17 protein-coding genes are annotated in these 16,422 nt (G+C 73.0%); 6 read left to right on the forward strand and 11 right to left on the reverse strand.

Annotated elements, in window-relative coordinates; all coding sequences use genetic code 11:
* Positions 1–162: 162 nt before the first annotated feature.
* Entirely contained in the window at positions 163–642 is a 480-nt protein-coding gene (locus N5875_RS18050) for a hypothetical protein (protein WP_318208497.1), read from the reverse strand.
* A 120-nt stretch (positions 643–762) separates the two neighbouring features.
* On the opposite strand from N5875_RS18050, the gene N5875_RS18055 reads away from it, so the two are divergent.
* From N5875_RS18055 to N5875_RS18065, 3 genes are all read left to right on the forward strand, one after another.
* Positions 763–1,248, forward strand: a complete 486-nt coding sequence (locus N5875_RS18055; protein ID WP_338494850.1) for a MarR family winged helix-turn-helix transcriptional regulator — start codon at positions 763–765, stop codon at positions 1,246–1,248.
* 113 nt (positions 1,249–1,361) lie between these two features.
* Positions 1,362–2,828: an MFS transporter gene (locus N5875_RS18060; protein WP_338494852.1), complete on the forward strand. Its 1,467-nt coding sequence runs from the start codon at positions 1,362–1,364 to the stop codon at positions 2,826–2,828.
* Positions 2,825–3,838, forward strand: a complete 1,014-nt coding sequence (locus N5875_RS18065) for a WYL domain-containing protein (RefSeq protein WP_338494854.1) — start codon at positions 2,825–2,827, stop codon at positions 3,836–3,838. The genes N5875_RS18060 and N5875_RS18065 overlap by 4 nt, the downstream gene beginning before the upstream one ends.
* On the opposite strand, the gene N5875_RS18070 is transcribed toward N5875_RS18065, so the two are convergent.
* The 3 genes from N5875_RS18070 to N5875_RS18080 all read right to left on the reverse strand — a co-directional run bounded on the left by N5875_RS18070 (position 3,744) and on the right by N5875_RS18080 (position 7,290).
* Positions 3,744–5,753, reverse strand: coding sequence for an AAA family ATPase (locus N5875_RS18070; RefSeq protein WP_318208493.1), 2,010 nt, complete (start codon positions 5,751–5,753; stop codon positions 3,744–3,746). The two genes, N5875_RS18065 and N5875_RS18070, sit on opposite strands and share 95 nt — an antisense overlap.
* A gap of 113 nt (positions 5,754–5,866) precedes the next feature.
* Complete coding sequence (locus N5875_RS18075) at positions 5,867–6,508, reverse strand: TetR family transcriptional regulator (protein WP_338494857.1); 642 nt, start codon at positions 6,506–6,508, stop codon at positions 5,867–5,869.
* Positions 6,505–7,290: a TetR/AcrR family transcriptional regulator gene (locus N5875_RS18080; protein WP_318208491.1), complete on the reverse strand. Its 786-nt coding sequence runs from the start codon at positions 7,288–7,290 to the stop codon at positions 6,505–6,507. The genes N5875_RS18075 and N5875_RS18080 overlap by 4 nt, the downstream gene beginning before the upstream one ends.
* Positions 7,291–7,424: 134 nt before the next feature.
* Here N5875_RS18080 and N5875_RS18085 point away from each other — a divergent pair, with 134 nt between their 5' ends.
* Complete coding sequence (locus N5875_RS18085) at positions 7,425–8,390, forward strand: ATP-binding cassette domain-containing protein (RefSeq protein ID WP_338494860.1); 966 nt, start codon at positions 7,425–7,427, stop codon at positions 8,388–8,390.
* Positions 8,383–9,150 carry an ABC transporter permease gene (locus N5875_RS18090; protein ID WP_318208489.1) on the forward strand — a complete coding sequence of 256 codons (768 nt, stop codon included), beginning with the start codon at positions 8,383–8,385 and terminating at the stop codon, positions 9,148–9,150. The genes N5875_RS18085 and N5875_RS18090 overlap by 8 nt, the downstream gene beginning before the upstream one ends.
* A gap of 16 nt (positions 9,151–9,166) precedes the next feature.
* On the opposite strand, the gene N5875_RS18095 is transcribed toward N5875_RS18090, so the two are convergent.
* Together N5875_RS18095 and N5875_RS18100 are read right to left on the reverse strand one after the other, a co-directional pair.
* Positions 9,167–10,411 carry a GNAT family N-acetyltransferase gene (locus N5875_RS18095; RefSeq protein ID WP_318208488.1) on the reverse strand — a complete coding sequence of 415 codons (1,245 nt, stop codon included), beginning with the start codon at positions 10,409–10,411 and terminating at the stop codon, positions 9,167–9,169.
* Between the two features lie 139 nt (positions 10,412–10,550).
* A complete protein-coding gene (locus N5875_RS18100) occupies positions 10,551–11,171 on the reverse strand; it encodes an ABC transporter substrate-binding protein (RefSeq protein ID WP_318208487.1) in 621 nt (206 codons plus the stop codon).
* 139 nt (positions 11,172–11,310) lie between these two features.
* On the opposite strand from N5875_RS18100, the gene dtd reads away from it, so the two are divergent.
* Positions 11,311–11,736, forward strand: a complete 426-nt coding sequence (gene dtd / locus N5875_RS18105) for a D-aminoacyl-tRNA deacylase (RefSeq protein ID WP_030323272.1) — start codon at positions 11,311–11,313, stop codon at positions 11,734–11,736.
* A gap of 17 nt (positions 11,737–11,753) precedes the next feature.
* Here dtd and N5875_RS18110 read toward each other — a convergent pair whose 3' ends face one another.
* The 5 genes from N5875_RS18110 to N5875_RS18130 are packed head-to-tail and all read right to left on the reverse strand — an operon-like array spanning position 11,754 to position 16,262.
* On the reverse strand, positions 11,754–12,719 hold the full coding sequence (locus N5875_RS18110; RefSeq protein WP_338494866.1) for a folate-binding protein: 966 nt from the start codon (positions 12,717–12,719) through the stop codon (positions 11,754–11,756).
* A gap of 31 nt (positions 12,720–12,750) precedes the next feature.
* On the reverse strand, positions 12,751–13,233 hold the full coding sequence (locus tag N5875_RS18115; protein ID WP_318208485.1) for a transcriptional repressor: 483 nt from the start codon (positions 13,231–13,233) through the stop codon (positions 12,751–12,753).
* Positions 13,234–13,280: 47 nt separating this feature from the next.
* The gene (locus tag N5875_RS18120; RefSeq protein WP_338494869.1) at positions 13,281–13,934 is read right to left on the reverse strand and encodes a restriction endonuclease subunit S; all 654 of its coding nucleotides are present in this window, start codon (positions 13,932–13,934) and stop codon (positions 13,281–13,283) included.
* A complete protein-coding gene (locus N5875_RS18125; protein ID WP_318208483.1) occupies positions 13,931–15,589 on the reverse strand; it encodes an N-6 DNA methylase in 1,659 nt (552 codons plus the stop codon). The genes N5875_RS18120 and N5875_RS18125 overlap by 4 nt, the downstream gene beginning before the upstream one ends.
* A 13-nt stretch (positions 15,590–15,602) precedes the next feature.
* Positions 15,603–16,262, reverse strand: coding sequence for a hypothetical protein (locus N5875_RS18130; protein ID WP_318208482.1), 660 nt, complete (start codon positions 16,260–16,262; stop codon positions 15,603–15,605).
* Between the last annotated feature and the right edge of the window lie 160 nt (positions 16,263–16,422).

Consider the following 16,422-nt stretch of genomic DNA (forward strand, 5'->3'; position numbering starts at 1 on the left):
GCATAGTTGAGGTCCTTCGTCGTGTGGTCCCGAAGTTCTGCGCGCCCGTCGAGTCTGCTCCGCGGAGGCCCGTCCGCCGTACTGGCAGATGACACGAGAGGTCGGCGGGGTGGTCCTCGTATCACCCAACACCCGCCATCGGGACGGCGGTTGGGCCGAACGTCACTCCACCCAGGCGGCAAGCACCCCGAAGTCCGCCGCCGTGAGTCCCTGCCGGGGATCGACCCGATGCAGCAGCGCCCGGCCGGGATGGTGGGCGGCCACCCAGTCGCGGTCGGCCGCGCCGATCTCGTCGTCGACCCAGGCGAACGGCCGCCCGTCGGCCCACGCCACGAGTCCCGGTGTCTTCCAGTGCACCCCCGGCGCGGGGTCGGGCCCGTCCTCGGGCCACCGGACCAGGGGCAGCGCCGGAAGCCCGAGGCGCGGCGCGACCCAGGCGTTCGCGTCGTCCTCCCAGGTCGTCGCCCAGACGAGGGCGTACGGGAGTGCCGCGAGCCGCGGCCCCTGCGCGGGATCGAGCCGCGCGAGGAGCGGGCTCACGGACGCGGGCGGCGACGGTGCGTACGTCGGGTACTCCCGTCCGCTCGCCCCGAAGGGGATCAGCGGGCCGTCGACATCCAGGAAGAGCAGGGGGGTCGCCATGGCTCCATCCTGACCGGCCACCGACCACAGGTGACCGATCGCAGGGTGCCGCGGCCCTCCCCTCCATTCGTCCACTTCGCGATAATCCGCGACGGATCGATCCTCGTTACCCTTGCAGGCATGACAGCCATGGCGCCCACCCGCACCGAGCCCGACCTCTCCTACCTCCTCGACCACACCAGTCACGCCTTGCGGACCCGGATGACCGCCGCGCTCGACGCGATCGGGCTCACCCCCCGCATGCACTGCGTCCTCGTCCACGCCCTGGAGGAGGAGCGCACCCAGGCGCAGCTCGCGGAGATCGGGGACATGGACAAGACGACCATGGTCGTCACCGTCGACGCCCTGGAGAAGGCCGGGCTCGCCGAGCGCCGGCCGTCGAGCACGGACCGGCGCGCGCGGATCATCGCGGTGACCGAGGCGGGGGCCAAGGTCGCCGTGGAGAGCCAGAAGATCGTCGACGGCGTCCACGAGAGCGCCCTCGCCTCCCTCCCCGACGACGCGCGCGCCGCCCTGCTGAAGGCCCTGAACCTGCTGGTCACCGGTCATCTGGAGACCCCGATCGAGAGCCCGAGGCCGGCCCGCCGGGCCCGTCAGCGCGGCTGATCCGGACAGCGGGAGGCCTCGAAGAGGGCACACTCGTTCCGTAAAAAATAGTCTGCAACAAAACCTTCTGCTAATGTCACTCCTGTCGGCTCCACCGAACAGGAGTGATCCCCATGCCCTCCACCTCCGCCCCCTCCCGTCACCTCGCCCTCGGCGTCCTCGCCACCGGCATGCTCATGACGATCCTCGACGGCAGCATCGTCACCGTCGCGATGCCCGCCATCCAGAGCGACCTCGGCTTCACCCCCGTCGGCCTCAGCTGGGTCGTCAACGCCTACCTGATCGCCTTCGGCTCGTTCCTCCTCCTCGCGGGCCGCCTCGGCGACCTCATCGGCCGCAGACGGATGTTCCTCGCGGGCACCGGGATCTTCACCGCCGCCTCGCTCCTCGCCGGGGTCGCCACCTCCCCAGGCATCCTCATCGCCGCCCGCTTCCTCCAGGGCGTCGGCAGCGCGATGTCCTCCGCCGTCGGCCTCGGCATCCTCGTCACGCTCTTCACCGTGCCGCGCGAACGGGCCCGCGCCATCGCCGTGTTCAGCTTCACCGGCGCCGCCGGCGCCTCCCTCGGCCAGGTCCTCGGCGGCGTCCTCACCGATGCCCTCACCTGGAACTGGATCTTCTTCATCAACCTGCCCATCGGCCTCGCCACCCTGCTCGTGGCCCTCCGCGCCCTCCCCTCCGACCGGGGCCTCGGACTCCGCGCGGGCGCCGACGTCCTCGGCGCGGTGCTCGTCACGACCGGACTCATGACCGGGATCTACGCGGTCGTCAAGATCGAGGAGCACGGGGCCGGTTCGGCGCACACCCTCGGCCTCGGCGCCCTCGCGCTCGCCCTCCTCGCCGGCTTCCTCGTCCGCCAGGCGAAGGCCACGAACCCGCTCATGCCGCTGCGGATCCTCCGCTCGCGCAGCGTCTCCGGCGCCAACGCCGTCCAGATGCTGATGGTCGCCGCGCTCTTCTCCTTCCAGATCCTCGTCGCCCTCTACCTGCAGAAGGTCCTCGGGTACGGGGCCGCCGAGACCGGTCTCGCGATGCTGCCCGCGGCCGCCGTCATCGGCGCCGTCTCCCTCGGCGTCTCGGCCCGCCTCATCGCCCGCTTCGGCGAGCGGAACGTCCTGCTCACCGGCCTCGTCCTGCTCGTCGGCGTCCTCGGCCTGCTGGCCCGCGTCCCCGTCCACGCCTCCTACGCCACCGACCTGCTCCCCGTGATGCTGCTCGCCGCCGGTTTCGGCCTGGCGCTCCCCGCGCTCACCTCGCTCGCCATGTCGGGCGCCGAGGAGAAGGACGCGGGCCTCGCCTCGGGGCTCTTCAACACCACCCAGCAGATCGGCATGGCCCTCGGCATCGCCGTCCTCTCCACCCTGGCCGCCACCCGCACCGAGTCCCTCACCGCCGCCGGCCGCCCCACCGCCGAGGCCCTGACCGGCGGCTACCACCTGGCCTTCGCCGTCGGCGCCGGGCTCCTGCTCGCCGCCCTGGCCATCGCCTTCACCGTCCTGCGCCGCCCCGGGAAGCCGGGAACGCCGCAGCGGACCACGAAGCAGAGCAGGACGAAGTCCCCCGCGACAATGGCGGCATGAGAGCCGACCGACTCGTCGCCGCCCTGCTCTTCCTCCAGACCCGGCAGCGCGTCACCGCCGCCGAACTGGCCGCCGAGCTGGAGGTGTCCGAGCGCACCGCCCGCCGGGATCTCGAAGCTCTCGCGAGCTCCGGGATCCCGGTGTACTCGCAGGCGGGCCAGGGCGGCGGCTGGTCCCTCGTCGGCGGAGCCCGTACCGATCTGACCGGCCTCACCGCCCCCGAGATCCGCGCGCTCTTCCTCCTGACCGGACCGGAGACCAACGCCGACCCCCGGACCCGGACCGCCCTGCGGAAGCTCGTACGGGCCCTCCCCGCGACGCTCCGGGAAGGCGCCGAGGCGGCGGCCCGCGCGGGCGTCTCCGACGGTACGGACTGGGCCGGCGCGGAGACGGAGGAGGCCCGACTCGCCCCGCTCCAGCGGGCGGTGGTCGACGCGAGAGAGGTCAGGATCGGCTACGCCCGTCCCGGCCGGGAGCCCCGCGAGCGAACTATCCAGCCGCTCGGCATCGCCGCGAAGTCCGGGGTCCGCTACCTCGTCGCCGGCACCGAGCACGGCCTGCGGACCTTCCGGATCGGCCGCGTCACCTCCGTGACCGAGACCGGCGCCCCCGCCGTACGCCCCGAGGGCTTCGACCTCCCCACCGCCTGGCGCGCGCTCGCCGCCCGGATGGAGGGCCGGATGGTCGCCGCGACGGTACGCGGCCGGGCCGCCCCCGGCACGGAGTCGGTCCTGGAGGGCCTGCTCGGCGGGCGAATACGGTACGGGGACCGCGCCGCGGACGACTGGACGCCCTTCGAGGCCGACGGGCCGTCCCCCGAGGTGGTCGCCGCCCAACTGGCGGGCCTCGGCGCCCGCGTGGAGCTCCTGGACCCGCCGGAGGCACGTACGGCCCTCGCCCGGATCGGGGCCGAACTCAGCCTGCTCTACGGGCAGTCGACGCCTCCGGACTCAGACACTCCGGAAGCTCCGCCTCGTGCACCAGGGTCAGCCGTGACACCGCCCGGGTGAGCGCCACGTACAGCCGGTTCGGCCCCCGCGCCTCGGCCGCCACGATCGCGGCAGGCTCGACCACGACGACATGGTCGAACTCCAGGCCCTTCACGACCGTCGCGGGCAGCACGGTCACCCGCTCCCCCGCCCCGCACCCCCGTACGGCCTCCGCCACCGTACCCAGCAGGCCTTCGGCCGTGATCACCCCGACCGACCCCTCCGCCGCGAGCGCCTCGCGTACGGCTTCGGCGGTCGCACCGGGCAGGCCGGGGCGGGCCGTCGTCCGGACGACCGTCACCTCGCCGTCCTTCCGGACGGAACGGCCCGCCGGCACGTCCGCGCCCAGGTGCGGCAGAAGCCGGTTGGCGAGGTCCACGATCGCCGCCGGGACCCGGTAGCCGAGGGTGAGCGGCACCACGGGCGCCCCGGCCTTGCCCAGGTGGGCGAGTTGTTCGTGCCAGTCGCGGGCCGCCCACGGGGTGGTGCCCTGGGCGAGGTCCCCGAGGACGGTGAGCGACCCGAACTCGGTGCGGCGGGCGATCGCGCGGCACTCCATGGGCGAGAGGTCCTGCGCCTCGTCGACGACGACATGGCCGTAGCTCTCGGGCCGCTCGATCAGGCCCGCCAGTTCGTCGAGGAGCACGAGGTCGGCGGCGGTCCAGCGCGCCGAGCGGTACGAGCGCGGCGGCCGGTCCCAGCGGATCGCCACCCGCTCGGCCGCCGTCAGGGCGGGGTCGGAGGGGTCCGTGAGGAGGCCCGCGAGCACCTCCTCCGGGGTCGTCCTCGGCCAGCACGCGTCGAGGAACGCCGTCACCGCCCGCGCCCGCTCGATCCGCCGCGCCCAGGCCGCGCCCATCGGCCCCCACCGGCGTTCGGCCCGGAGCTGGAGGGCCCGCACGATCCGGGCGCGGACCCGCTCGCGGCCCGTCGCGTAGGGCGGCGCCTCCTCCCGGACGTCCGCGACGATCGCGGCGAGCTGCTCGGCCGGCAGCCGCCAGTGGGACGAGCCGTCCGGCACCGCGAGGTCCTCCGCCGGCGCCGGGTCGACCCTGCCGTACAGCGCGCGGTGGAGCACCTCCGCCATCCGGGCGTCGTGCTTGACCCGGGCCGCCGCCTCGCCGTCCTCGGCGCGGACCGGGTGGCGGGCGATCTCGTCGTCGAGGGTGGCCTGGCGGACCCCGGTCTCGCCGAGCGAGGGCAGCACCTCGGAGATGTACGAGAGGAACGCGCGGTGCGGGCCGAGGACGAGCAGCCCGGAACGCCGGATCCGCTGCGGATGGGTGTAGAGGAGGTACGCGGCCCGGTGCAGGCCCACGGCGGTCTTGCCGGTACCGGGCGCGCCCTGCACACACAGGGAGGCGGCCGGGTCGGAGCGTACGAGGTCGTCCTGCTCGGGCTGGATGGTGGCCGCGATGTCCCGCATCGGGCCCACCCGGGGGCGCTCGATCTCCCCGGCGAGCAGAGCGCTGACCGTCACCTCCCCGCCCGCCGTGAGCCGTTCGTCCTCGAGCGCGGTCAGATCCTCCGAAGCGCCCTCGCTGTACGGGGCCCAGCCGAAGCGGCGGCGGCGGAGCACGCCCTGCGGGTCGCGGGCGCCGGCCTGGTAGTAGGCGCGGGAGACGGGCGCGCGCCAGTCGACGACGAGCGGCGGGGCGGCCGGGTCCTCGCCGATCCGGCGGCGGCCGATGTGGTGGACCTGACCGTCGTCGAGGTCGAGGCGCCCGAAGAACAGCGGCCCCGGCGGCTGCTCCCGCATCTCCTTGGCGCGACTGCGCAGATGGCGGCCGAGCGCCTCGGCGTCGGCACCGGAGGCGGCGGTGTCCTCGCCGGTGACGACCTGTTCGGCGACGTCCTCGGTCATCCGGGACAGGGCGGCGCGGCAGGCGTCGTGGTGGGAGCGTTCGCGGGCGAGCTCAAGATCCAGTGACGTCATTCCTACAAGCCTAACGGAAAACGTTACTGAGTTACATTTTTTACTTGTCTACGCGGGGTTGTACGTGCCCAAGTCGTACGTGCCCAGGTCGTACGCGCTCAGGTCGTACGCGCTCAGTACGGGAGCCCCTCCCGCAGCGCCCGGAACGCCCGCCCCGCCGCTGCCACCGCGTCCGCCTCCACCGCGTCGGCCGTCTCCCCGGCCGCGATCCGGGCGGTGTTCTCCTCGGCGAGGATCCGGAGCACGGTCACGATCTGCCCGGCGGCGAGCCGCGCGAGGAGGGGGTCACCCTCCGCGCCGGCCGCCAGCGCGTCCGCGAGCGCCGCCTCCGACCGCACGCGGTAGGCGTGGAGGCGGCCGACCAGGGCCGGCGTGCCGTACAGCAGCCGGAGGTACGCCAGGACCGACGGGTGATCACAGAGCCCGGTGACCGGGTCGCGCCGGGCGAGACCGTCGAGGAGGTGCGCGGACAGCGCGTCGAGCGGGGCCGTACCGGCGCGGCGGCCCGCGGCCACCACCCGGGCCGACTCGTCCTCGTGATCGGCGAACCGGTGGAGGACCAGGTCCTCCTTGGCCGGGAAGTACCGGAACAGAGTCGGCTTGGAGACCTCGGCGGCGGCCGCCACCTCGGCGACCGAGACGGCGTCGAAGCCGCGCTCCAGGAAGAGCGCGACGGCCACGTCCGACAGGGCCTGACGGGTCCGCTCCTTCTTCCGCTCGCGGAGCCCCGGCGCCGCGGCGCGCTCGTCACTCACGAGGCACGCCCTTCCACGAGCACGGCGATCCCGTCCAGGATCCGGGCGAGGCCGAAGCGGAACTCGACCTCCGGTTCGTCGGCGACGTCCATCACGCCCGAGTCCAGCATCCCCGCCACCTCCGGGTACTTCTCCGGGTCGGCGAGCCGCCGCAGGGTGCGGCCGTAACGGGCGAGGACGTCCTCCGGGCTCCCTCCGTCCGCGGCGATGACGGTGCCGAGGTCGGCCACGACCAGGGCGTCGTTCCGGACGAAGCCGCCGAGCAGCATGGCCACCGAGATCTTCTCGCCCGCGTCGAGACCGGTGCCCTTCAGGGCGACGAGGGCCTTCTCCCACCAGGCGACCACGTTCGGCGTCGCGGGCGGACCCGACACGGGGATCCGGAGCATCCAGAGGTTGCGGTGGTAGACCTCGCGCATGGCCCAGGCCCAGGCCTCCATCGCCTCGCGCCAGTCGGCGCCGGGCGGGAAGAGCTCGGGCGGGGCGCCCGTGGCGGCCTCCTGCATGAGGACGTACAGCTCGCTCTTGGCGGAGACGTACCGGTAGAGGGACATCGTCGAGGCGCCCAGCTCCTTGGCGACCCGGCCCATGGAGACCGCGCCGAGCCCCTCGGTCGAAGCGAGGGAGACGGCCGCGTCGACGATCCGGTCCAGGGTCAGGCCGGGCTTGGGGCCCTTCGAGGGGCGCTCCCGCAGCCCCCAGGCCGCCTCGATGCTCGGCGGCAGGAAGGCCCCGCCGTCGCCCGCGCCGTTGCCGCCGTTACCGCCGTCGCCGCCCGTCATGACCCTCCTCCACCTCGCATGCTTGACGCCCATCCTAGTAATGCGTAACCCTTACACAGTAACGCGTACGTCATACGCAGTACGGCGAGCAGTCCCACACGCGAAGCAGTCCCCCACGCCCAGGGAGCACAGCCATGCCACCCACACCCCCGGCCGTCGAAGCCACCGGCCTGTCCAAGACCTACGGAGACGTCCGCGTCCTCGACGCCCTCGACCTCCACGTCCCGCGCGGCACCGTCTTCGCCCTCCTCGGCCCCAACGGCGCCGGCAAGACCACCACCGTCCGCATCCTCGCCACCCTCACCACACCCGACGCCGGGCACGCGCGCGTGGCCGGGCACGACGTCGTCACCGCGCGCTCCCGGGTCCGCCGCGCGATCAGCCTCACCGGACAGTTCGCCGCCGTCGACGAGACCCAGACCGGCGCCGAGAACCTCTGGACGGCGGCCCGGCTCTCCGGCCTCTCCCGCCCCGCAGCCGCCCGCCGCGCCGCCGAACTCCTCGAACGCTTCGGCCTCACCGAGGCCGGCGGCCGCCTCACGAAGACGTACTCCGGTGGCATGCGCCGGCGCCTCGACCTCGCCGCCGGTCTCGTCCGCGACCCCGGCTCGACCGAGGTGATGTTCCTCGACGAACCGACCACCGGACTCGACCCGCGCAGCCGCCGGGAACTGTGGCAGGCGGTCCGCGAACTCTCCGACGCCGGTACGACGGTCTTCCTCACCACCCAGTACCTGGAGGAGGCGGACCGGCTCGCCGACCGCATCGCGGTCCTCGGCAAGGGCCGCACCCTCGCCGAGGGCGCCCCCGCCGAGCTCAAGGCCCGGTACGCCGCCCACCGCCTCGACGTCGGGGCGTCCGGCGAGGAGAGCTACGCACGGCTGACCGACCGGGCCGACCGGACCGGCCCCGCGGCGACCCACGACCCCGAGACCCGCACGCTCGGCATCCCCACCGACGGCAGCGCCGCCCACGTACGGGAGGTGCTGGACACGCTCGACCCCGAGCGCCGGGACATCGCCCGCTTCGGACTGCACACGGCCACGCTCGACGACGTCTTCCTGACCCTCACCGCCGACAAGGAGCCCAGCCATGTCTGACACCCTCACCGGCGGGTTCACCGCCGCGGGCACCCTCGCCGGGCGCGGCATCCGCCTCAGCCGCCGCAACCTCGACGCCGTCGTCACCTCGATGATGCTGCCGATCATGCTGATGCTGGTCTTCGTCTACTTCTTCGGCGGAGCCATCGACACCGGCACCCGGTACGTCACCTACGTCGTCCCCGGCGTGCTCGTCCTCTGCGCCGGGTTCGGCGCGGCGAGCACCGCCCTCGCCGTCAGCGAGGACATGCGGCTCGGGGTCGTCGACCGCTTCCGTACGCTCGACATCGGCGGGACACCGTTCCTGGCGGGGCACGTCGCCGCCTCCGTCACCCGTAACGCGCTCTCCACCACGCTCGTCCTCGGCGTCGCCTTCGCCATCGGCTTCCGCCCGGCCGCCACTCCCGGCGGCTGGCTCGCGGCGATCGGACTGCTGCTCGCCTACATCACCGTGGTGTCGTGGCTGGCGGCGACGATCGGCCTCGTCACCAGAACGGCGGAGGCGGCCGGCGCGGTGACGTTCGTGATGATGTTCCTGCCCTATCCGAGCAGCGCGTTCGTGCCGATCGAGACGATGCCGAGCTGGCTGCACGGCTTCGCCGAGCACCAGCCGGTGACTCCGCTGATCGAGTCCATGCGGGGCCTGCTGCTCGACCAGCCGGTCGGCAACTCGCCGTGGATCGCGCTGGGTTGGTGCGCGGGCCTGCTGACCCTGGCGGTCGCCGCGTCCGGGTTCCTCTTCCGGCTCCGTACGCGCTGACCGTCCCTGCGAGACGTCAGAAGATGTCGGGCGAGAAGGGCCGCAGCGGCGTACGGAACAGCAGGTCGGCGCGGGCGGCCGCGCCGGCCGTCAGCTCCTCGACGCGCCCGAGCCGATGGAGCCGTACCGCCGACTCGTCACCGAAGGCGAGCACGCCCAACTCGGCGATGTCGAAGGCGAGATCGGCCGACTCGTCCGTACGGGCGCAGGACACGCCCTCCGGGGAGGCGTCGAGCCGGTAGCGCCCACCGGCGAAGCCGTCCCCGTCTCGGAGGTCGAGTACCAGACCGTCCGCCACCGGGTACGTACGGCTCTCCAGGACCCGGACGACGTCGAGGACCCGGACCCACAGCATGTCCGCGTACGTCAGCAGCTTCGCGGCGCGCGGGTCCGGCAGGAGCAGCGGCAGCGGGTCGTCGGGCGCCCGGTAGCCGGAGCGGACCGTGCTGATCCAGTCGACGGAGCAGAGGTAGTGCCACAGGGCGCGCTCGGCGGCCGGGGTGACGGCGATCAGGTCCCGTACGGTCGCCGTGTTCATCGGCTGCTTGGCGTCGTCCCACTTGTCGTCCGCGGTGTACGCCACGTAGCCCTCGACCTCGCCGGACTCCGACCGGTACACCGCGTAGTAGGGCTCCCGCCACGGCTCGCTGTGCACGCCGAGACCGGTGCCGACGTCCCAGCCGCGCGCGGTGCGGTCGGTGACCCCGGCGCGGACACCGGCGAGCCGGCCGTACACCTCGGGGCCGATCTTGCGGATCTCGTCGGCGTCGGTCAGATCGATCCGGCCGCCGTCCTCGGGGCGGCCCGAGCGGCGCGGGTCGAGCCCGGCCCGGCGGACGTCCACGCTCCACTCGCCGCACCAGCTGGCCGCGCCGAAGCCGTACCGCCCGTAGATCGGGTACTCGGCGGCGATCAGGGTGGCGATGGCGTCGCCCCGCTCCTTCGCGGCGGCCAGGTCGGCGGCCATCATCCGGCTGAGCAGTCCGCGCCTGCGGTGCGTCGGGGAGACCGTGACCTGGGTGATCGCGTCGGCGGTGAGGCTGCCGCCGCCGACCGTGCTGACCTCCTGCCGGAAGGACCGGAAGGTCGCGACGGTCCGGCCGCGGTCGTAGGCGCCGAGCGTCCGGGCGAGGTCGACGTGCGGCAGCCGGTCGGCGACCTCCGCCTCGGACACGACGGGCGCATTGAGGAAACCGGTGCGCAGGGCGCGCTGCCAGTCGGGGAACTCGGACTCCGTCACCGCGCGTACGTCGACAGTCATCCCTCGACCCTACGCAGGGCCCCGGCGCACCCGCACCCGAGTTTTCCCCACCGTCCTGCGCGGCCCCCACGGCCCACGCGCCCCGGCCCCCACGGCCCCCTCGGCCACTGCGGCTCACGCGGCCCTCCGCCCCCGCGGCTCACGCCAGCAGGTCGTCGACCTGCGCCTCGCCCTCCCGGTAGCGGCGGGCGATCTCGGCGCTGCAGTCGTCGGCGGTCCGCTGGAGGTGCTGCCGGCGCCGGGAGATCTGCTGCTCGTACCCGGCGAGCCGCCCCATCCCCGCGTGCAGCTCGTCGTCCGTACGGGCCGTCAGGTCCGACAGCTCGACCTCCGACAGCATCTCGGACGCGAGCCGCCGGTACTCCTCGCTGCGCGGCGTCGACAGCGTCACGTGCCGGGCCGAGGTGCGGTGCCGCGAGGGCACGTCGGCGAGGATCTCGGAGAGCCGGTCGAGGACCGGGGCCTCCGGGTCGGTCCGCCGCGCCAGCTCGGCCCGCAGGATGTCGATCCGGCCCTGGAGCATCCGGCGTACGTAGCTCAGGTCGGCCTCGTCGCTCTGCGCGTCCCGGCGCAGCGCGCGCAGCTCGGGCAGCCGGAGCGCACCGAGCTCGGGCTGGGCCCGGTCCGGCAGGGCGGGTTCGGCGGTCCTCTGTACGGGTGGGCGCGTGGCCGGGGCTTTGCCCGGGCCACCGCCCCTCGTTCCGGCGCGGATCAGCGGTACGGGGCCGGACGGCGTCGGCCCGGTGCCAGGTGCACTCATGAGAATCGTCCCCTCGACCGGTGCGGAGCCGCACCGCCTGACACGCATCGTGCCACTCATGCATGGGCCCGTGCAGGCGCTCTGCACCCGTTCGGCCCCTCATCCGTCGGACTCGTGGCAACTCGGTAGGTTGGGGCGTATGCGTGCAGTGGTGCAGAGGGTGGACGGCGCGAGTGTCGTCGTCGCAGGGGAGACCGTCGGCGAGATCACCGGCGAGGGCTTGTGCGTGCTGGTCGGGGTGACCCATGACGACACCCCCGAGAAGGCCGCCCAATTGGCCAGAAAGCTCTGGTCCGTCCGGGTACTGGACGACGAGAAGTCGTGCTCGGACGTGAACGCGCCGCTGCTCGTCATCTCCCAGTTCACGCTCTACGGGGACGCCCGCAAGGGCCGCCGCCCCACCTGGAACGCGGCCGCGCCCGGCCCGGTGGCCGAGCCGCTCGTGGACGAGGTCGTGGCCCGGCTGCGCGAACTGGGCGCGCACGTGGAGACGGGCCGGTTCGGAGCGGACATGCGCGTCTCGCTCACGAATCACGGCCCGTTCACGGTGCTGCTGGAGGTCTGACCTCCGGCTCGGGCCTTCTACGGCTCGACGACGGTCTCCTGCGCGGCGGCCGTCGTCCCGGCGATCAGCGGGGCGTCCACCGGCACGTTCCGCTTCACCAGGGCCAGGGCGATCGGGCCCAGCTCGTGGTGGCGGACGGAGCTGGTCACGAAGCCGAGCTGGCGGCCCTCCTCGCCGTCGGCGGCGAGCCGGAGCGGGGTGCCGTGCCCGGGCAGCAGCACCTCGCTGCCGTCCAGGTGCAGGAAGACCAGGCGGCGCGGCGGCTTGCCCAGGTTCTGCACCCGGGCGACGGTCTCCTGGCCCCGGTAGCAGCCCTTCTGGAGGTGGACGGCGCTGCCGATGAGGCCGACCTCGTGCGGAATGGTCCGGTGGTCGGTCTCGAAGCCGAGCCGGGGCCGGTGGGCCTCCACGCGCAGCGCCTCGTACGCGAGGACGCCGGCGGCCGGTCCGTGCGAGCCGGCGAAGGCCTCCAGGCCGGCGCGCGGCAGGAACAGGTCGCGGCCGTGCGGGGTCTCCCGTACGACGACTCCCTCGGGGACCTCGGCGATGGAACCGGCCGGGAGGTGGACGACGGCGATGTCGTCCGTACGGTCGGCGACCTCGACCCGGTAGAAGAACTTCATCGACTCCAGGTACGCGACGAGCTCCTCCCGCGTCCCCGGCTCGACGTGCGCCCACACCGTCTCGCCGTCGTCGACGAGATACAGGGCGTGCTCGATGTGCCCGTTCGCGGAGAGGATCAGCGCCTCGGTGGCCTGTCCGGGCGCCAGGTCGGTCATGTGCTGGGTGACGAGCAGGTGCAGCCAGCTCAGCCGGTCGTCACCGGTGACGGCGACGACACCGCGGTGCGAGAGGTCGACGAAACCGCGTCCGTCGGCGAGGGCGCGCTGCTCGCGGAACAGGTCACCGTAGTGCGCGGCGACACCTTCGTCGCGGCCTTCGGCGGCGACGGCGCCGGGCAGGGACAGCAGAGGGCTCTTCATGGAAGAAAGCCTACGACTCGGCGCGGAGGTCCTACGGGGCGCGGTCGCCGCCGGTCGACGGGGCGGGCCCGTCCCCGGCATCCGCGGCCTCCGCGGCCTTCCTCCCGCAGTCCGCGCACCGGCCGAAGATCGCGAAGTGCTTCATGTCGGTCTCGAAGCCGAAGGTCTGGCGGAGTTTCCCGGTGAACTCGGCGGCCACCGAGACGTCCGCCTCGATGACCTCGGAGCAGTCCCGGCAGACCAGGTGCAGATGGTGGTGCCGGTCGGCGAGGTGGTACGTCGGAGCCCCGTGCCCCAGATGGGCGTGGCTCACCAGACCGAGCTCCTCCAGGAGCTCCAGGGTCCGGTAGACGGTGGAGATGTTCACCCCGGAAGCGGTCCTGCGGACCTCGACGAGGATGTCGTCGGGCGTCGCGTGCTCCAGCGCGTCGACCGCCTCCAGGACAAGCTGACGCTGCGGCGTCAGCCGGTAGCCGCGCTGCCGCAGGTCGCTTTTCCAGTCGGTGCTCACCACGCCCCCCAGTGTAGGAGCGACGGTTCCGAATCGGGCCTCCCGTTCGCTCACCGGTCGCCGGCTCCGGCGTCGTGCGCGTCCGGAGCGTCGTCCGACGTCATCGTGTCCACCAGGGCATCCCGGAGAGCTCGGGTCGCCCGCACCACGTCCTCGTGCGCCCGGATCTTCTCGTCCAATGCCCTGAGCATCCTTCCCACCCGCTGTTGTTCGGGGAGCCCCGGCAGACGGACGGGGAGCTCGGCGAGCATGCGCATGGAAAGGTGCTGGATGGTCGATCCAGCGGTGGCCCGGAGGATCCATCGCTGCGCGGCGGACGAGGCGAGGAAGGCGAGCAGGTACTCCGGGTCGGCGGGACCGGCCGCGTGCACCCGCAGCCGGATCAGCGACGGGCCGCTCAGCCATCCCTGCTCGTCCGGGGTCGTCAGCGCGACCCGGCCGACCGTCCCGGACCGGGTCATGAGGAGGTCGCCGACGGCGACGGCGTACCTGGCAAGCCGGTCCGCGTCCTCGACGGAAACGTGCCGCGATGGTGACGCCGTCAGCCGGTGACCGACGAGGTCGGCGGGCTGGATGACGGGCAGCCCTTCGGCCGCGTACTCGTCGGGTTTCAGCGCCGGCATCCCACTCTGGATGTCGCAGACCTCGCCCAGAGGTACTGTGCGGTCCTCCCGCGAACGGCTCGCCTGCTGCGCAGGGCTCATGCTCTCCACCCGCCGTCCTTCTCGAGTTCGGACAGGATCTCCCGCGCTCGTACGTCCGCCTCGCGCGCCCGCTCGTCCCGGTGCGCGAGGTCGTCGATCAGGCCGGAGATCCGCGCGGCCGCCGTGCCGGTCGCATCCCCCGAGCTCGGACCTGCGGCAACGTGCAGCACGGGGCTGAGCAACCAGTCCCCGGCAGCCAGGGCCTCGGGGGACACCGAGGCACTGAACCCGTTCCGTCCGGAGAACTCCTCTCCGCGTGCCCGGGCCGACCGCCATCGGTCGCAGACCTCCACGACGGAGGCGACGTCGGCCGCTGACAGGACCCGCCGGACGCGGTCGGTCATGGTGCCGAGAGATGCCGCATCGACGAAGAGCACGTCCCCGGGAACCCCCGTGGGACTCCGCAGCAGCCACAAGGTCACAGGGATGCTCGTGGCCCTGCCGAACAGCTGCGGCGGCAGGGCGACCAGCGCTTCCACCGTGCCACTCTCGACCATCGCCGCGCGGATGGCCCGCTCGGCCGGGTTGGCCGACTGCGCGGCGATGTTCGGCATCAGCACGACCGCCCTGCCCCCTGGCGCGAGAGCGGAGACGGCGAGCTGGAGCCAGGCGAAGTTCCCGTTGTGCCGGGGAGGCGTGCCGTAGGGAAAGTACCCCTCGTACCGGTACAGCTCCTCCGAGCGCTGGTTGAACGGCGGGTTGCCCACGACGGCCGTGTAGCGCTGCCCGGGCTCCGGCCACCCGAATCCGGCGATGTCCACCCTGTGGGCCACGTCGCGGAGGTTCAGTCGCATGCGGGCCAGGGTCGCGTCGCCCGACCCGCCGCTCAGACCGCGCAGGGAGAGCGCCGCCCCCGGCTCCCGGGCCCGTACGACAGCGGCGCAGGCATCCAGGATCTCGCCTGTACGGCAGAAGGGGTCCAGAATCGTCTGGCCGTCGGCCCCATGGCCCCCGCCGCTCCCGTCGCCGTGGGGCAGCAGTTCCGCCATCAGGCGACGGACGGCGTTCGGCGTGACCAGCTCGCTGCCGCGCCGCCCCTCGGTTCCACTGCGCTGTTCGACGAGCCACCCGAACGCCTCCAGCGCCGTGGCACGGTCCCAGTTCTCCTCGGCCAGCACGTGGACCGCGAAGTCCGCGGAACGTTCCTGCCACCGCCGCTCATCGGGGGAGCCGGCGAACTGATCCGCGTCGATGCCCCCCTCGGCAAGGGTCCGCAGCACGCTCCACCACGCACCGAAGGACCGCTGCTCTTCGTCTGGGGGCCGCACGGCGAGGGCGTAGGTGACGGCGATCAGCAGGTCGAGGGCGCGCTCCGTCGTGCTCTCTCCCCGGAGCCTGTCGAGCATGTGGGTGAGAACGGTCTGCGGGCTGGTTCGCTCACCGATCCCGAGGGAGGCGAGGAACCGGTCCCCGTAGGTCGTCCCCTCCGGCTCACCCGCCCGAAGCCCACCGACCGGGATCCGCCTGGTGGCGAGCCACGCCGCCACCTCGGCGACACGGAACGTGTCCGCCGTCCCCGTCCCGGTCCGTACGGAGTCCACGGGCTGCGGGAAGTCGTCGTGGCGACGGGCCCAGTTGGTGACAGCCGGACGGTTCACCCCGACAAGGCGGGCGATGTCCGACCGGGTGACCAGTCCTTCAGCGGATGCACGCACGAGAGCAACCCTCTCAGAACCGGGGCGGCCGGTGACCGCGCAGCACCCGGGTCCGGTCCGCCAGGATCGCCGGGAAGCGATCCATCGACCGGATCTCCCTGGCGAGGTCCTCGTTCACATAGCCCATGACCCGATAGAGCTTGTGGTGGTCCGCGCGCAGGTCACGGTGGTGGATCGGCTCGTGGTGCATGATGCGGTTCCGCAGCAACACCAGCGAATGGACGCTGTCGTCGAGCGCACCCCTGCTCCCCTTGTATCCGGGGAAGGCCTTGTGCACGGACGGGACCCAGAAGTCCCGGTCGTTCCGCCTCGTCAGGAGCTGCCGCCAGAAGCCGAAGGACAGCTCCGCGACGATCTCGTCGGGCGTGCCGGCCTTCCCCCGGTCCCGGCAGACGCGGCGGGCCTCGTCGACCTTCCGCAGACCACCGGTCCCCAGCCGCGCCACGGCCCACCAGTCCGGTCGGCCGTGGAAGTCGGACAGCCGGCGGTGGACGCCGTTGCGCAGGGCGACCTCCAGGCAGTGGAACGGACCGAAGAGAGCGGCCGAAGCTTCCACGTTCCACCAGTAGAGACGCACTGCCGCCACGTGGTCCCCCTTGGTGAACTCCGTGTACGCGCGGAGCCGGGCCTCCGAGAAGACCTCGGGCATCCATGCGGGCAACTCGTGTTCCACTTCTCCCCCTGCCGGTGTGATGCGATGCGCTGCGATGCCATGCGATGCGATGCGTGGATGAACGGCCAGTGGCCTTCAGGTCCCCCAGGCGTTATGCTCTTCGGGAACGCTTCAGGATCGCCTCTGCCTTGGCATGCCACCTGGAGCACGGCTTTCGAAA

The organism is Streptomyces sp. SJL17-4 (genome assembly GCF_036826855.1).
In the GTDB taxonomy this organism is placed as follows: Bacteria; Actinomycetota; Actinomycetes; order Streptomycetales; family Streptomycetaceae; genus Streptomyces.

Bases quoted from the DNA above. Each gene is read 5' to 3' on its own strand.
- N5875_RS18050 (WP_318208497.1), bottom strand. From the start codon at position 642: ATGGCGACCCCCCTGCTCTTCCTGGATGTCGACGGCCCGCTGATCCCC.
- N5875_RS18055 (WP_338494850.1), top strand. From the start codon at position 763: ATGACAGCCATGGCGCCCACCCGCACCGAGCCCGACCTCTCCTACCTC.
- N5875_RS18060 (WP_338494852.1), top strand. From the start codon at position 1,362: ATGCCCTCCACCTCCGCCCCCTCCCGTCACCTCGCCCTCGGCGTCCTC.
- N5875_RS18065 (WP_338494854.1), top strand. From the start codon at position 2,825: ATGAGAGCCGACCGACTCGTCGCCGCCCTGCTCTTCCTCCAGACCCGG.
- N5875_RS18070 (WP_318208493.1), bottom strand. From the start codon at position 5,753: ATGACGTCACTGGATCTTGAGCTCGCCCGCGAACGCTCCCACCACGAC.
- N5875_RS18080 (WP_318208491.1), bottom strand. From the start codon at position 7,290: ATGACGGGCGGCGACGGCGGTAACGGCGGCAACGGCGCGGGCGACGGC.
- N5875_RS18085 (WP_338494860.1), top strand. From the start codon at position 7,425: ATGCCACCCACACCCCCGGCCGTCGAAGCCACCGGCCTGTCCAAGACC.
- N5875_RS18090 (WP_318208489.1), top strand. From the start codon at position 8,383: ATGTCTGACACCCTCACCGGCGGGTTCACCGCCGCGGGCACCCTCGCC.
- N5875_RS18095 (WP_318208488.1), bottom strand. From the start codon at position 10,411: ATGACTGTCGACGTACGCGCGGTGACGGAGTCCGAGTTCCCCGACTGG.
- N5875_RS18100 (WP_318208487.1), bottom strand. From the start codon at position 11,171: ATGAGTGCACCTGGCACCGGGCCGACGCCGTCCGGCCCCGTACCGCTG.
- dtd (WP_030323272.1), top strand. From the start codon at position 11,311: ATGCGTGCAGTGGTGCAGAGGGTGGACGGCGCGAGTGTCGTCGTCGCA.
- N5875_RS18110 (WP_338494866.1), bottom strand. From the start codon at position 12,719: ATGAAGAGCCCTCTGCTGTCCCTGCCCGGCGCCGTCGCCGCCGAAGGC.
- N5875_RS18120 (WP_338494869.1), bottom strand. From the start codon at position 13,934: ATGAGCCCTGCGCAGCAGGCGAGCCGTTCGCGGGAGGACCGCACAGTA.